The 16,175-nt window shown below is 74.0% G+C and carries 9 protein-coding genes; 4 read left to right on the top strand and 5 right to left on the bottom strand.

Translation table 11 applies throughout. The annotated features are described in order from the left end of the window. Positions 1 to 25: 25 nt before the first annotated feature. Both TPA0908_RS26720 and TPA0908_RS26715 read right to left on the bottom strand, forming a co-directional pair. Complete coding sequence (locus TPA0908_RS26720; protein ID WP_281942463.1) at positions 26 to 1,081, bottom strand: thioesterase domain-containing protein; 1,056 nt, start codon at positions 1,079 to 1,081, stop codon at positions 26 to 28. Positions 1,082 to 1,167: 86 nt separating this feature from the next. Then, on the bottom strand, positions 1,168 to 2,454 hold the full coding sequence (locus TPA0908_RS26715) for an MFS transporter (protein WP_281942461.1): 1,287 nt from the start codon (positions 2,452 to 2,454) through the stop codon (positions 1,168 to 1,170). Between the two features lie 206 nt (positions 2,455 to 2,660). Between TPA0908_RS26715 and TPA0908_RS26710 the strand changes: the two genes are divergently transcribed. From TPA0908_RS26710 to TPA0908_RS26695, 4 genes are read left to right on the top strand one after another with little or no spacing between them, the layout of a single operon-like run. Next, positions 2,661 to 6,089, top strand: coding sequence for a non-ribosomal peptide synthetase (locus TPA0908_RS26710; RefSeq protein WP_281942458.1), 3,429 nt, complete (start codon positions 2,661 to 2,663; stop codon positions 6,087 to 6,089). Next, entirely contained in the window at positions 6,086 to 9,019 is a 2,934-nt protein-coding gene (locus TPA0908_RS26705; protein WP_281942456.1) for a type I polyketide synthase, read from the top strand. Before TPA0908_RS26710 ends, TPA0908_RS26705 begins: the two co-directional genes overlap by 4 nt. Before the next feature lie 14 nt (positions 9,020 to 9,033). Beyond that, entirely contained in the window at positions 9,034 to 9,795 is a 762-nt protein-coding gene (locus TPA0908_RS26700; RefSeq protein WP_281942454.1) for a hypothetical protein, read from the top strand. After that, positions 9,792 to 11,342, top strand: coding sequence for an amino acid adenylation domain-containing protein (locus tag TPA0908_RS26695; RefSeq protein WP_281942452.1), 1,551 nt, complete (start codon positions 9,792 to 9,794; stop codon positions 11,340 to 11,342). The genes TPA0908_RS26700 and TPA0908_RS26695 overlap by 4 nt, the downstream gene beginning before the upstream one ends. Here the strand turns inward: TPA0908_RS26695 and TPA0908_RS26690 are convergent. From TPA0908_RS26690 to TPA0908_RS26680, 3 genes are read right to left on the bottom strand one after another with little or no spacing between them, the layout of a single operon-like run. Next, positions 11,304 to 12,602, bottom strand: coding sequence for a YncE family protein (locus TPA0908_RS26690; RefSeq protein ID WP_281942450.1), 1,299 nt, complete (start codon positions 12,600 to 12,602; stop codon positions 11,304 to 11,306). The genes TPA0908_RS26695 and TPA0908_RS26690 overlap by 39 nt on opposite strands. Then, positions 12,587 to 14,386, bottom strand: coding sequence for an anthranilate synthase family protein (locus tag TPA0908_RS26685; RefSeq protein ID WP_281942449.1), 1,800 nt, complete (start codon positions 14,384 to 14,386; stop codon positions 12,587 to 12,589). The genes TPA0908_RS26690 and TPA0908_RS26685 overlap by 16 nt, the downstream gene beginning before the upstream one ends. Beyond that, positions 14,376 to 16,172 (bottom strand): carbamoyltransferase family protein, encoded by a 1,797-nt coding sequence (locus TPA0908_RS26680; protein WP_281942447.1) that lies wholly within the window; start codon positions 16,170 to 16,172, stop codon positions 14,376 to 14,378. Before TPA0908_RS26680 ends, TPA0908_RS26685 begins: the two co-directional genes overlap by 11 nt. Between the last annotated feature and the right edge of the window lie 3 nt (positions 16,173 to 16,175).

Below are 16,175 nucleotides of genomic sequence, written 5' to 3'. Positions count from 1 at the left end.
CGGGCGGCCTCGAGACGGCGGCCGATCAGGCTTCCAGCCCGGCGATCACCTCGGCGACCGCCGGGGCGTGGGCCGGGGCGAGCAGATCCAGGTGCGAACCGGGCACCCGGTGCACGCGGACGCCGCCCCGGCACCGTTCCGACCAGATCTCCAGGCTCTCCTCGTCCACGCGTGGCTCCTGCGGGCGGACCAGCTCCAGTGACCCGGGGTAGGACGGCAGCCGGTAGACGCGTTCCGCCTCGGCGTTGATGGGATAGATCTCCACGAGGCGGCGCAGCCGTTCGGCGCCGAAGCCGGGCGGCAGGACACCCCGGGCGGTCCCCTCGTCGAGGATGCGCGTGCACATCGCCTCGGGGGAGAGCCCGGCCAGCTCGTCCGCCGGCAGGTCGAGGCCGAGATTGTGGTTGACCAGGGACCAGAGCAGCCGGGCGCGGGAGGCCGGTGGTTGCGCGCGGCGGGTCACGGCGGTGTCCAGCAGCACCACCGCGGCGGGTCGCTCGCCGTCGTCCGCCATCCGGCTCGCCATCTCGTACGCGACCAGCCCGCCGAACGAGTAGCCGACCAGGACGAGTTGCTCCGGGCGGTAGGTGCGGGCCAGTTCCGCGCGGTAGGCGGCGGCCATCTCGCCGATGGTGTGATCCGGCTGCATCCGCGGGTCGAGGGCCCGCGCCTGCAATCCGAGGCAGGTGTGGCCCGGTGGCAGCGCGTCGGCGAGGTGCCTGTACCACAGCACGCTGCCGCCGAGCGGGTGCACACAGGCGACCACCGGACCGCCGGGGTCCCCGGGCCGGATCGGCACGACCGGGGTGGGCGTGTCCGTGAACCCGTCGCGCAGCAGCCGGGCCATCGCGGTGACGCTGCTGGCCCGCGCCATGACGGGCAGCGGCAGGGACACTCCGGTGCGCCGTCGGATCTCGGACAGGGTGCGCACCGCCTGGAGGGACGTGCCGCCGTGGGAGAAGTAGTCGTCGTCGACGCCGAGGGCGGGGTTGCGCAGGTGGTCGCGCCAGATGCGCAGCAGCACCAGTTCGATGGCGTCTCGTGGTCGGCCGTCCCGGACGGCCGTGGTCGTCTGTGTCATTCCGGTTCCCCCGTTGGCGGTCGACTGGCGCGGACAGGAGGTCCGCGGCGTTGCTGGTGTCCGGACCCGCGACGTGGCCCGACGGGTCAGGAGGGGGCTGGCTCCGGGCGCGTGCGGCGGGCCCAGGCCACGACCGGGCCGCTGAGCGCGGCGCCGGCCAGCGGGATCAGGGCGAGGACCAGCCAGCCGGCGGCGCCCAGACCGCCGGTCAGGCCGGTCACCAGGGCCGGGCCCGCCACCGCCGGGACCGCCTGGCCGAGCCGGAACACCCCGGCGTAGCGGGCCTGCGCGCGCTCGGGGGCGAGACCGAACTGCATGGTCCACCGCGCCGTCTCGCCGCCGAGTTCGGCGAAGGTCAGCAGGACCGCGACCAGCACCAGCACCGCGATCGCGGGCGCCGCCGGCAGCCGGCCGGTCAGCGCGGCCACCGGGCAGGCGGCGGCGAGCAGCAGGAACGCGAACCGCTGGAGGCGGGCGGCGGACGGAATGGTGTCGCCGGCCCGCGACACCCGGACCTGGAGCAGCACGACCAGCACGGTGTTGATGCCGGTCAGCCATGCCGCGAGCGGGCGGGGCGCGTCGGTGGCGGAGACGATCCAGAGGGGCAGCCCGACCAGTAGGATCGTCTCACCGATCCGGGTGAGGCAGCTCACCTGCGCCACCAGCAGGTAGGGCAGGTCGGCGAGGGGTCGGACGCGCTCCCGGGCGCCGTCCGTCGGGGCGGGCCGCGGCCAGGCCGGCAGCAGCAGGTAGAGCCCGGCGACCGCGACCCAGCACGCGGCCACGGCCGCCAGCATGCCGAGGTACGCCGCAGGCGAGTCGACGGCGAGCACCAGGCCGGCGGCCAGCGTGCCGAGCGCGAAGCCGGCGTTGAACACGCTCCGCAGGTACGCCGAGACGCGCACCCGGTCGCTTCCGGTGACCGCAGCGGCGATCATGCCGTCGCGGCTGACGTCCCAGGACTGCTCGGCGACGGCGACCAGCGCGACCAGCGGCACGAAGAGCCAGAACCGGTCGGCCGCCAGCAGCAGGAGCACGAACAGCGCCTGGAGCAGCACGAACACGACGGACATCCGGCGGGCGCCGTAACGGTCCGCCATCCGGCCGGCCGGGACGCTCGCCGCGATGCCGGCGAGGGCGGCGGCGGAGAGCCCGGCTCCCACCTGGCCGACGGTCAGGTCACCGGCGCGGAGGAAGTAGACCGGGGCTCCGGCCAGGTAGAGCCCGGCGCCGACACTGCCGGCCAACTGGGCGGCCGCGAGCCAGCGGGCGGGGCCGCTCACCGGGAGGAGGGCGCCGAGCGCGGCTCCCAGACGCCCCCGCGGCGCCCCGCCGCCGTCGGCGCTGGACAGAGTGGACTGCGGTGACGCCATGCCGTTCCCCCGTTTGAGCTGCGTGTTCCGCGTGCGAGATGGCGAATCCCGGCTCGTTGATCTCTCTGTGCCCGGGGACGGGACACCTGGACACGCGCATTGACGCGAGCGATTCTAACAGCACTCCGCACCCGCGCCGCGGACACTGACCCGCGTGGATTGCTCGGCGCTGCGGTCGCGTGCTACGTTCCGGTGCGGGCCTCTCCATGGGAGGCCCGCACTCGCGCAGGCGTCGTCAAAACGGGGGTTCTGACGTCTTGGAAAATGCATTTTCCCCTGCCCTCCTTGAGTTGTCACGCGATGTCCTCGGCATTTCCGAGAATCGGTTTCCCGCTGATTCGAGGGAATCCTTCGCCGCCTTGGGCGGCACGTCGCTGCGGGCGATGCGGCTGGTTGCCCGGGCCGAGCGCGAGCTCGGCCTGCGGATCGACCTCGCCGACCTGTTGCGTCCCGGGCCGCTCGTCTCCGCGCTCGGCCGCAGCGGGCCGCTGGAGCGCGGTGGGCGGCGGGAGCGCCCGGCGGCGGACCGGCGTCCCCTGCTGCCCGCGCAGCACGCGATGCTGGTGCACGAGCAGCAGTGGCCGGGTGTCGGTTACCGTCTGCTGTTCAGCCTCCGCTGCCCGGGTCCCGCCCGCGCCCGCCACCTGCGGGACTGCCTGGACGCGTTGACCGCCCGCCACGAGACGCTGCGCACCGTGTTCGACGCCGACGCCGACCAACCCGGGCGTCGCGTCCTGCGCCGGTGGCGCCCGGTGCTGCGGGAACAGGGGCACTACACCCCGGACGGCGACCCGGTCGCGGCCGCCCACGCCCACCTCGCCGAGCTGGCGTCCGGGCTGGACCCGTTCCACCGGCCGCCCGCCGAGTGGCTGCTGACCGAGTTGCCCGGGGGCGGGAGCCACGTCGTCTCGCTGCTGGCCCACCACGCCCTGCTCGACGGTTGGGCGGTCGGGCTGCTCCTGCGGGAACTGGCCGGGGCCTACCTCGGCGGCACCGTGCCATCGGCCGAGCCGGGCGTCCCCCCTGACGTCCTGCTCGAACACGCCCGCCCCGCCGACGAGCTGCGCCGGCACCGTGCCGGTCAGTTGGCCGGGGCGCCGCGGGTGGTGGAGCTGCCCGGTCGGCCCGGCGCCACCGGTCGGCCGGGCCGCCCGGGCTCGCGGCTGACCTTCACGCTCGGGGCGGGGGCCACCGCCGCGTGCGACGACCTGGCGCGCGACGCCGGCGTGACCCGGCCCGCGGTGCTGCTGGCCGCGTGGGCGCTGGTCACGGGCCGCCGGTGCGGGGTCGACGACCTGCTCGTCGGGGTGCCGGCCGCCGGCCGCCCGACCGCCGAGCTGGGTGAGGTGGTCGGCCTCGCGACCCGCGTCGTGCCGGTGCGCTGCCGGTGGGACGACGACGCGCCCGCGAGCGCGCTGGGCCCCGCCGTGGCCGACGCCCTCGCCGACGCGGTCGCCGCCGCCGAGCTGCCGTTCGAAGCGCTCGTGTCCGAGCTGGGCGCGGCCGGCGCGATCGACCGCAACCCGCTGGTCCAGATCGGGTTCGCCGCCCACGACGAGCTGATCCCCGCCGCGCTGCCGGGTCCCGCCGGGACGGCGACCGTCCACGAGGGTCACGACGGGGGTTCGGTCTTCGACGCGATGCTCTACCTCCAGGCCTGGGGGGAGCGCCCCCGGTTCGCGCTGGAGCACCGGCTGGCGGCGCTCTCCCCGGCCGGCGCGGCGGAGCTGGCCGAGGCGTTCGAGGCGACACTGGTGGCGCTGGCGCAGGCCCGCGACCTGCCACTACGGACGGTCCGGGGGATGTCCGAGCGGCAGCGCGCCCGGCTCGACGAGTGGGGCCGCGGCCCGGACGCCGGCCCGGTGACCGGGCTGTGGCAGGCGTTCGCGGAGCAGGTCCGCCGGCGACCCGGGGCGATCGCCGTGCGCGGCCCCGAGGGCAGCACCACGTACGCCGAGCTGTTCGACCTGGCCGAGCGGTTCTCCGCCGACCTCGCGGAGGCCGGGGTGACGGCCGGGTCGACGGTGGTGGTGGCGACCCCGCCCGCCACCGCCGAGGTGGTGGCCGTGCTGGCGACGCTGCGGCTGGGGGCGGCGTACACCGGTCTCGACGCCGACGCCCCGGACGAGCGGGTGGCGGCGCAGCTGGCCCGGTGCCGCCCCGCCGCCGTCGTGGGTGATCCGCGGATCGCCCGGCTCGCCGGGGTCGGCCCGGCCCTCAGCGGGCCGTCCCGGCCCGCCGGCGCCGCCGTCCCTCCCGTGGCCGCGCCGACCGATCCGCAGCGGGTCGCCTACCTGGCGTTCACCTCCGGGTCGACGGGCGAGCCCAAGGCCGCCCGGATCACCCACGCCGCGGTGCTGCGCCTCGTGCACGACCCCGACCTGTTCCGGTCCGAGCCCGGGGACGGCTTCCTGCGGCTCGCGCCGCTGGCCTTCGACGCGTCCACGATGGAGTTGTTCGTCCCGCTGCTCACCGGCGGCCGGGTCGAGATCTTCCCGGGCCCGGTGCCGCACCCCGGTGAGCTGGCCCGTTTCCTCGCCGAGCGTGAGGTCACCGTCGCCTGGCTGACCGCCGGCCTGTTCCGGGTGCTCGCCGACTACGACCCGGCGGCCTTCGGCGGGCTCCGGCAACTGCTCGCCGGCGGCGACGTGGTGCCGGCCGGGCAGGTCGCGGCCGTGCTGCGGGCCTGTCCGGGGCTACGGGTCACCAACGGCTACGGCCCCACCGAGAACACCGTCTTCACCACCGTGCACCACGTCGACGACCCGTGCGAGCTGCCGGACGACGTCCCGATCGGGCGGCCCGTGTGCGGCACCGGTGTCCTGGTCCTCGACGACGACGGCGAGCTGCTGCCACCCGGCGCGGTGGGCGAGCTGTGCGCCGTCGGCGCCGGGCTGGCCCTGGACTACCTGGACGATCCGCGGCGGACCACGGAGGCGTTCCGGCGGCTCGGCGACGGCACCCGCTGCTACCGGACCGGCGACCTCGTACGCTGGGACGAGCAGGGCCGGCTGCGCTTCCTGGGCCGCCGGGACCAGCAGGTCAAACTGGACGGCCACCGGGTCGAGCAGGACGAGGTGACCCACCGGCTGTCGACGCACCCACGGGTGTCCGACGCGGCGGTCGTGGTCGCCGGCGACGCGGAGAACGGCCGCTTCCTGGTAGCGGCGCTGGTCGCCCCGCCGGAGGCCGGTCTCGTCGAGGAGGTGCGCGCGTCGGTGTCGCGGATCCTGCCGGCGTACGCGGTGCCGAAACGCTGGGTGCTGCTCGACGCGCTTCCCCTCACCAGCAACGGCAAGGTCGACGCCCGGGCGATCCTGCGCCGGGTCGAGGAGCAGGTGGCCCCGGCGCCGCACCGCGCCCCGACACCGCCCGGCGCGCCGGCGGAGGACCTCGAATCGCTGATCGCCGAGGTCTGGGCCACCGTGCTCGGCGACGACGACTTCGACTTCGACGAGCCGTTCTTCGAGGTGGGCGGCGACTCGTTGCAGTTGGCCAGGGTGCACCGGCTGCTGCGGGACAAACTGCCCGACCGGTCGATCGTCCTGCTGGACCTCTACCGCCACCCCACCGTGGACTCGCTCGCCGGCTGGCTGCGCGGCGCGGGCCCGGCGACCACGGCGGCGACGCGGTGAGCGCCGGACGCGGACCGGTCGCCGTGGTGGGCGTCGCCGGCCGCTTTCCCGGCGTCGCGTCGCTCGACGAACTGTGGGACGCGTTGGTCGAGGGCCGGGAACTGCTCACCCGGTTCACGCCGGAGCAGCTCGCCGCCGCCGGCGTCCCCGAACCGGAGCGCGACGACGAGGACTACGTGCCGGTGCGTGGCGTGCTCGACGGCATCGAGGACTTCGACGCCGCCTTCTTCGGCCTCCCACCCCGGGAGGCGATGATCACCGATCCCCAGCACCGGCTGCTGCTGGAGTGCGCGTGGGAGGCGCTGGAGTACGCGGGCCACCCGCCCGGCCGGGAACCGGGCCGCATCGGCGTCTTCGTCGGCACCGGCGTCAACACCTACCTGACGAACCACCTGCTCGGGCGACCGGACCTGCTCGCCGAGCTGGGCGCGCTCCCGATGATCATCGGCAACGAGAAGGACCACGCCGCGACCCGGATCGCGTACCGTCTCGGCCTGCGCGGCGCGGCGATCGGCGTCCAGACGGCCTGCTCGACCTCGCTCGTCGCGGTGCACCTGGCCTGCGAGAGCCTGCACAGCGGGGACACCGACCTGGTCCTGGCCGGGGGCGCGACGGTCAGCACCCCACAACAGCGCGGCTACCGCTACGAACCGAACGGCATCGGCGCGCCGGACGGGCACTGCCGGGCCTTCTCCCGCGACGCCGCCGGCACGGTGGCCGGCAACGGCGCCGGGATCGTCGTGCTGCGACGCCTCGCCGACGCGCTGGCCGACGGCGATCCGATCCTGGGGCTGGTGCTCGGCTCCGCGGTCAACAACGACGGGGCCGCGAAGGTCGGCTACACCGCGCCCGCGGTCGCCGGTCAGGCCGAGGTGATCGGCATGGCCCTGGCCCGGGCCGGCCTCGACCCGGCGGACATCGACGTGGTGGAGGCGCACGGCACGGGCACCGAGATGGGCGACGCCATCGAGGTCGCCGGCCTCGGCGCGGCGTTGGGGCCGGGCGGGCCGGCGGGCGGACGCCTGCTGGGGTCGGTGAAGCCGAACCTCGGCCACCTGGACGCCGCCGCCGGGATCACCGGGATGATCAAGATGCTGTTGGCCCTGCGCCACGGCGTCGTGCCGCCCACCGTGCACCACGACCGGCCCCACCCCGACATCCCGTTCGCCGACGCCGGCCTGCGCGTCAACCCGACGGCCGAGCCCTGGCCGGCGCGGGGCGGGCCGCGCCGGGGCTGCGTCAGCTCGTTCGGCATCGGCGGCACCAACGCCCACGTGGTCCTCCAGGAGGCGCCCCCGACCCCGGGCACGTCCAGGTCCGCGGCGGACGCCGACCTCGTCGTGCTGAGCGGGCGCACCCCGCAGGCGGTACGGGCGGCGGCGCGGCGGCTCGCCGACCACCTGACGGCGGCACCCGGGTGGGAACTCGCCGACGTCGCGCACACCAGCCGCGTCGGCCGTACCGCCTGGCCGGTCCGGCGGGCGATCGTCGCCACCGACCGCGCCGACCTGCTGCGGCAGCTCGGCACCGATCCGGAGCCCGTCGTCGTGCCCCGCCGGGCGACGCTCACGTTCGCCTTCCCGGGGCAGGGCAGCCAGTTCCCCGGGATGGCCGCCGACCTCCACGCCCGGCTGCCCGGCGTCCGCGAGCGGCTCGACGCCGGGCTGGACGCGCTGCCCGCGGGCACCGCCGATCCGGTCCGCGCCGCGCTCCTGGACCCGTACGCCGCCGACCGGGCGGCCCGTCCCTCGATCGCCCAGCCCGCCCTGTTCCTGGTGGAGTACGCGCTCGGCGCCCAACTCCTCGACTGGGGCCTGCGACCGCAGCGGATGATCGGGCACAGCGTCGGCGAGTACGCCGCGTTCTGCCTGGCCGGCGGCCTGCGCCTGACCGACGCCCTGGCGCTGCTCGCGGAACGCGGGCGGCTGGTGGAGCGCACCCCGCCCGGCCGGATGGCCGCCGTGCTGGCCGACCGGGACCGGGTGGCCGCGCTGCTGCCGCCGGACGTGCAGGTGGCCGCCGACAACGCTCCCGGCGTCACCGTCGTCTCCGGCTCGCCGGCCGGGGTGCGGGAGCTGACCGACAGGTGCGCCACCGCCGGCCTCCGGGTGCGTCCGGTGCCCGCCGCGCACGGCTTCCACTCCGGCCTGCTCGACCCCGTCCTCGACGACTTCCGGGCGGTCGTCGGCGCGGTGCCGCACCACCCGGTCACCACCACCGTCCACTGCGGGCTGACCGGCCGGTCGGTGGTCGAGGGCGCGACCCGTCCGGCGGAGCACTGGGTGCGGCAGCTGCGCGAGCCGGTGCGGTTCCGGGAGGCCGCCGCCGAGCTGCTGACCACGCGCCACCCGGTCGTCCTCGAGGTCGGGCCGGGCCGGGCGCTGACCGCGCTGATCCGGGCGGCGGGCGGCGGGCGGGTGCCGGTGGCGCCCACGATGCCGGCCGAGCCGGGCACCGCCGCGCTGCCGGCGCTGCTGCGGGCGCTCGGGACCGCCTGGACCGCCGGCGTCGAGCCGGACTGGGCCGCGTTCCGGCTCGACCCGGACGCCCGGCGGGTGCCGCTGCCGACGTACCCCTTCGAACGCGTCCGGCACTGGGTCGACCTCACCGAGCCGGCGGCGGGGGAGGAGGCGGCGGACACCGCGGCTCCGGAGCCGCCCGCCGAGCCGGACGAACCCGAGACGCCCGCCGTCACCGTGGAACGGGAGATCATCGCGGCGTGGCGGGACCTGCTCGGGGCGACCGACGTGGCACCCGACTCCGACTTCTTCGCGTTGGGTGGGGAGTCGCTGGTCGCCGTGCGGATGCTCAGCCGGCTGCGACAGCGGTGCGGCGTGCGCGTGCCGCTGCGCATCCTGGCGCAGGACCCTACCGTGCGCGGGCTGACCCGGGCGGCGCTCGACCGCCTGCCGGCCGGCGCGAACCAGTGACACAGGGAGAGACAGTGACCGCACCGGCGCCCACCCTGGAAGTCCTCGCGGACGGTCCGGGCGCACCGCTCGTCGTCATCGACTTCATCCGCATCTCCGCCGGGGCCGGGCTCGGTGAACTGCTGGCCTCGGCGCCCCACGACCGGCCCGTGTACCGGGCCGACCCGGTCGAGACGCTCCTGGGCGGGCCCGGGTTCCGGGCCACCACCGACCTCGCCGAGGAGTACGCCGCGGCCGTGCGTCGGCTACCCGTACGCCCGGCCCTGATCGTGGGATACTGCAGCGCCGCGCCGACCGCCGTCCGCACCGCCGAGCGGACCGGCGTGCCGCTCGTCCTGGTGGAGCCCACCTGGCAGGACCGGGGCGCCGTGGAGCACGACTTCCGCGCCTTCCGCGCCACCCTGCGGGAGGGCGAGCCGGCCGCGGTGCCGCTCGACGCCGACCCGGCCCGGGCCCTCGCGGTGATCACGAGCACGCTGGACGACGACCTCGACGCGTTCGCCCGGGCGAACGACCTGCCGGACGACGAACGCCAGGACACCCGCGAACAACTCGTCGACAGGTACGTGGCCTGGCTGCACGTGCTGCTCTCGGCGTCCGCGGACCCGGTGCCGCCCCGGCCCGCCGACGTGGTGCTGGCCAGCCGGGACTACCCGGGCGAGCACCCCGGCGTCGAGACGCTCCGGCTCGACCTGTCCGCCGACGAGATGCCGACCGCGCCCGCCACCCGGGCCGCCCTGACCGCGCTGGCCGAACCGACGGCGGTGGCCCGGTGACGGCGTTCCTGCCCGAGCTGGTGCTGGCGCAGGCCGCCCGGACACCCGGGGCGTGTGCCGTCGTGGACGAGCGTGAGTCGCTGACGTACGAGGAACTCGTCCGGCAGGCCGGCGTGGTGGCCGGGCTGCTCACCGCGGCGGGGGTGGAACCGGACGCCGTGGTGGCGGTCCACGCCGAACGCTCGGCCCGCTTCCCGGTGCTGCTGCTCGGGGTGCTGCTCAGTGGCGCCGCGTACCTTCCCCTGGAACCGGGCGACCCCGCGCCCCGCCTCGCCGGCATGCTGGACGACGCCGGCGTGGTCCTCGTGCTTACCGAACCCGAGCTGAAGGCCGCGGCCGAGGCCGTCGCCGGCAGCCGTCCCGTGCTCGCGGTCTCGGCGACCGAGCTGCGCGCGGGCGTCCCGGGGCCCCCGGTGCCGCTCCGCTCGGACCTGGGGCTGGCCTACGTCCTGTTCACCTCCGGCTCCACCGGGCGCCCCAAGGCCGTCGCCGTGCCGCACCGCGGCATCGTCAACCGGCTGCGGTGGATGCAGGACGAGTACGCCCTGACCAGCGCCGACGCCGTCCTGCAGAAGACCCCCGCCACGTTCGACGTGTCGGTGTGGGAGCTGTTCTGGCCGCTCGCGCAGGGCGCCCGTCTGGTCATGGCCCGGCCCGGCGGGCAGCGCGACCCGGAATACCTGATGGCCGTCATACGGCGGGAGCGGATCACCGTCGTCCACTTCGTTCCGTCCATGCTGGAGTCGGTGCTCGACGAGCCCGGCTGGGACGGGTGCGACGCGTTGCGGCTGGTCGTCTGCAGCGGTGAGGCCCTCCCGCCGGCCGCGGTGCGCCGGTTCCGGGCGCGGAGCCGGGCCCGGATCGACAACCTGTACGGGCCGACCGAGGCGTCGATCGACGTGACCTGGTGGCCGTGCCGCCCGGTGGAGGACGGTGCTTCGGTGCCGATCGGCCGGCCGATCGCGAACGTCGTGGTGCGGGTCCTCGACGCGGACGGGAACCTGGTGCCCGAGGGCGTGCCGGGGGAGCTTCACCTGGGTGGGGACCACGCCCTGGCACGGGGATATCTCGGCCGGCCGGGTCTCACGGCGGAACGGTTCCCGGCGGATCCCTTCGGCGACGGCGCCCGGTTGTACCGGACCGGCGATCTCGTGCGCTGGCTGCCCGGCGGGATGCTGGAGTTCCTCGGTCGGCTCGATCACCAGATCAAACTGCGCGGGCAGCGGATCGAGCCGGGCGAGATCGAGGAGACACTGCGTCGGCATCCGGCGGTGACCGGCGCCGTGGTCGTGCTGCGCCGGGACGAGGGACGCGCCGAACGTCTGGTCGGCTACGTGGTGGGGCCGCCGGACGGCCCCGGCGAGCGGGACCTGCGCCACCATCTCGCCGAGCGGCTGCCCGCGTCGATGGTGCCGGCCCGGGTGGTGCGCCTGGACGCCTTCCCCCTCAACGCGAACGGCAAGCTGGATCGACGGGCCCTGCCGGAACCACCTCGGCGTCGGCGTCCGTCAGCGCACGAACCCGATGTGGGCGGTGGCCATCAGTGAGCCGGGCTCGCAGAACGGCACCTGCTCGACGACCCGGCCCTCGTCCAGGTCCACGACGAAGAGCGTCGAGGCGCCGGTCATGAAGACGTACCGGCCGCCGGGCTCGACCGCGAGGTAGAGCGGCGACTGGCTGTTCTTCGCGCAGATGAACGGCGGCTGGACCGGCTCGTGCGCGAACAGTTCCAGGTCGAACACCGTGGACATGTCGGCGGGGTCGAGGACGAACAGCCGGTTCGGGAAGCCGGTGACCGCGATCAGCTGTCGGCCGTCGCGGTGGAACAGCTGCTGCGAGGTGATGCGCAGGAAGGTCGGCCCGGTGTGGGCCGCCTCCCGGACCGCCGCGCCGTCCTGGTACCGCCACCGCTCCAGCACGCCCGGCCCGTGCACGACGACGTTGTTCTGCCACTTCGAGATGTTGTTGCACGAGACGTAGAAGACGTCCGGGTCGTCCAGGTCGACGTCGACGTGCGCGGAGCAGCTCGCACCGGTGGTGTGCACCGAGGCGCGGGTCAGTTTCTCGTCCGCCACCACGAATCGGCCGGTGGGGAACTCGTTGGCCGCGTACCGCGTGACGTCGAAGCTGCCGCCGTCGGTGCCCCGCACCCGGCCGTCGGGACCGGGGCGCACCGACAGGTCCATGTCGACGCCGACCATGAACCCGTTCGGCGAAGCCTCCAGCTCGTGGATGGTGTCGCAGGCGAACTCGGGCAGGTCGCCCAGCCGGCTCGCCGCGCCGGTGCGCAGGTCGTAGCGCCAGGCGCTGCTGCGCAACGGCTGCTCCGGGTCGTGGTAGCGGCGCAGGCGGTCCTCGGTGTCGGTCATCGCGAACCCGATCACGCCCGGCTCCACCTCGCACTTGGTGGAGCTCTGCATCGCGGCGAAGTCCAGCTCGGTCGCCGGCGGCCACAGGTGCGAGCCGCCGTCGCGGCCGAGTCGGCGCAGGTAGGGCGCCTGTTTGAAGGAGACGACGACCTCGCCGTCCGCGGTCTGCACGAAGCTGTGCGGGTGCAGGAAGTACGAGAGCAGATCATCGAGCCGACCCAGCCCGTACGGCACCGGACCGTCGCCGAGCCGGTCCCGCAGCACCGCCAGTTGGCGGGCGCGCAGGTCACCGATGTCGATCGTGGTCTCCCGCACCCTGCGGGCGCCCAGGTCGACGAAGAGGTACCGCTCGCGTGTGCCGTCCGTGGACAACCCACAGACCAGCAGCGTCAGATCGCCGTAACCCGCCGACAACGGCAGGCTCAGGTCAACAGCCACAACAGCGCCTCCCGGAGGATGGTGATGCAGTTGGTGGTGAGGACGGACTCGACGTGGAACTGGAAGCTGGTGAAGCCTTCGGAACGCAGCGCCACGACCCGGCCGTCGGGCTCCACCGCGATGGTCACCCCCGCGGGGACCTCGGCCGGGGCGTCGGCGAAGAACGTGTTGTAGAAGCCGACCGGCTCGGCCCGCCCGAACAGGTCGACGGTCTCCTGCACGCCCTGCAACGGCGGGTCCACCGGGTGCACGGTCATGCCGAGCAGCCGGCAGAGGATCTGGTGGCCGAGGCAGACCGCGAGGAACGGCGTGCCGGCCGCCATCAGCTCGCCCACGATGCGGTGCAGTTGGGCGATCTTCGGGTCGTCGAGCTGGTTCGGGTCGCCGGGCCCGGGCCCGACCAGCACCAGGTCGTAACCGGTCAGGCCGATGCCGGACTCCCGGTAGTCGCGCATGGTGACCTTGAGCCCGAGGTGCTCCAGGATGTGCTTGAGCATCTCGGTGAACTGGTCCTCGTTGTCGACGATCAGCACCGAGCGGCCGATGAGTTCGGGCGCGGCGTACCGGTCGTCGAACTGCCTGTTGATCCAGAAGCGCGACAGGTAGCGGTTGCGGCTGTTGAGCACCTCCATGACCTTGTCGTCCACGAACCGGTCGAGGAAGGGGCCGGGCGGCTCCGCGGTGGTGATCGCCTTCAGCAGCCCCTCGGCCTTGGTGCGGACCTCACGGCACTCCTTCGCGGGCACGGAGTCGCGCACCACGCTGGCGCCGCTGCGGATCACGGCGTGGCCGTCGGTGTCCACCACCATCGTCCGGATCGTGATGGCGCTGTCCAGCCACTCCTGGCCGTCGTCCTCGAGACCACGGATCATCAGGGCCGACGAGTAGTAGCCCCGGGACTCGGATTCGTGGCGGTGGATGACCCGGGCGGCGTTCTCCAGCGGGCTGCCGACCATGGTCGCCGCGAACATCGACTCGCGGAACGCGTCGAGCGGACTCATGGTGGCGCTGCCCTCGAGCACGTACTCGGTGTGGACGAGCGCGCTCATCTCCTTCAGGTACGGCCCGTGCACGACGCCGCCCTCGCCGCAGATCCGCGACATCATCTTGAGCTCCTCGTCGACGACCTGGAAGAGCTCGTTCACCTCCTTGCGGTCGGAGAGGAACTCGATGAGGTCGGCCCGCTTCTGCAGCGCCGCCCGCGGCAGCGTGCCGCAGATCGGGTTCATCGTGACCGTGCCACGACGGTAGGTCAGGTGCCGCTCGGGTGAGGACCCGATGAAGTAGCGCTCCCCGTCGAAGAAGCAGAACGTCAGGTACGCCCCGATCTCGTTGCGGGCGAGCCGGGCGAAGATCGTGTGCGCGACGTCGGGCCCGAAGTCGCCGACGGTCACGTCGCAGCGCCGCGAGATGAGGAAGTTGGAGCCCTCGCCGCGCTGGATCTCCTCCTTGATCACCCGGTCGATCCGGGCGGCGAACTCCTCGTCACCGGGGGTGTGCACGGGGTCGGAGACCACCCGGACGTCGGCGTGCGCGTCGGCGAACGACTCCAGCTCGACCTCACGGAACTCGCTGGGCACCAGAGAGATCAGGGGCTCGTTGTCGTCGTGGCAGACGTACCCGCGCTCGCGCAACTGCGCGTAGGGCACCATGGTCAACACCGGGTGCGTGGCCGGGCGGGGCACCTCGGCGAGTGACCAGGAGCGCACGGCCTCGCCGCGGGCGTAGTTGACCTTGCCCTCGGAATGAATGAGGCAGTAAGGGCCGACAAAGTCAGGACTCACCGGAAGCCACCTTGCTGATCAGAAAGTGGTGTAGCACCAGGTAATCGATTTCCGTATCGAGGAAGCAGCTTAGCGCATCGGCCGGTGACCCGACGATTGGCTGCCCCGCGACGTTGAAGGAAGTGTTGATCAGACACGGCACGCCGGTGACCTGCTCGAAGGCGTGCAGCAGGCCCGCCAGCAGCGGATTGTCCGTCTCGTCGACGGTCTGGGCGCGAGCTGTGCCGTCCACGTGCACGGCGCCCGGAACGAGCGTCCGGTATTCGGGCCGGACCGGGAAGACGAATGTCATGTAGGGAGAGGCCTTCTTCTTGCCCAATTCCAGGACGCGCGGCGCCGAGGCCGCGGGCAGCACCGGTGCGAACGGTCGGAACGGCTCCCGCCGCTTCACGCGGATGTTGATGACGTCCTGAATATCGGGAAACGCGGGGTTGGCCAGGATGCTGCGATTGCCGAGGGCGCGCGGGCCGTACTCGACGGCGCCCTGGAACCAGCCGATCACCACCGGGTCGACGAGCAGCTTGGCCACCTCGGTGAACAGCTCGTCCTCGGCCAGCTCACGCCACTCGACCCGGTCGCCCACCGCGGCGAGGGCCGCGCGGACGTCGTCGTCGGTGTACCGCGGTCCCAGGTAGGGGACGGGCGACGGGCGCACCGGACGACCCAGCTCCCGCGACGCGTACACCGCCGCGCCGATCGTCACGCCGGGGTCGCTGGCGCCGAAGCTGACCGAGGCGTCCTCGAACCGGGATCCTTCCAGCAGCTTGGTGTTGTTCACGCAGTTCAGCGCCAGGCCGCCCTCGATGATCAGATGCCGCGCGGAGGTCCGTCGTTCGAGCGCCGCCACCTGGTGTCGGGTGACCACCTCGACCGTGTCCTGGACCGCGCGGGCCACCCGGCACCGGAAGTCCCAGTCGGTGCGGTCGCCCGCACACTCGAAGATCTGATCGAAGAAGGGGTAGTACGCCTGGGTGTCCAGCAGCGGGTTGCCGACCCGCAGCCGGTAGCCGCCGGTGTCCTCCAGCGTGACCACCTCGCGCAGCAGCGGATTGTCCGCGCCGAGCGGCGGATGGAAGCCGCTGAGCCCCATGACCTTGTACTCGTCGTTGTTCGGCACGAAGCCGAGATAGCGGGTGACCTTGCTGTAGAGCAGCGCCAGACTGTTGGCGATGTCGACGGTGGCGTCCGCCAGGATCGTCACCTCGCCGTCCCGGATCTCTCCCATGATCGACGAGTAGCGCTCCGCACGCCCGTCGCTGACCAGGAACGCGGCGTCCCGCCAGCCGGCCGTGTGGTAGCCGCACGACAGGTGGGCGAGGTGGTGCGGGACGAGCCGGAGCCGGTCGGGCGGGATGGTGAAGCCGGTCCGCGCGGCGAAGTCCGCCCTGATCGCCTCCGGCGTCAGCAGCGTCGTGCGCAACTCCTCCAGCCGGGCCAGGCGGTCGGCCCGCTCCTGCTCGGCGGCGGCCGACCGGAGGATCCCGGCCCGCTCGGTCGCCCAGACCTCCGCGGTGAAACTCCACGGGAAGGCGAAGCGGTCCACGTCGGCCAGCTCGACGCCGGCCTCCCGCAGGGCCCAGCGCAGCGCGTTGACCGGCAGGTCCGACGTCTTCTTGACCCGGCTGAGCCGCTCCTCCTCCACGGCGGCGACCAGCTCGCCGTCGACCACCACGGCGACGGCCGCGTCGTGCCCCAGCACCCGGTACCGGTCCAGGCCCGAGCGCCGGTACAGGCGGCCGAACAGCTCCGCGGACCGTGTGAAACCGTTGAACCCGACGACGATCATGCC

Origin of the sequence: Micromonospora sp. AKA38 (genome assembly GCF_027925725.1) — a bacterium.
Lineage (GTDB): Bacteria > Actinomycetota > Actinomycetes > Mycobacteriales > Micromonosporaceae > Micromonospora.
Note: the sequence above shows the minus strand (reverse complement) of the source record. Positions and strands in the feature narration are given on the sequence as shown.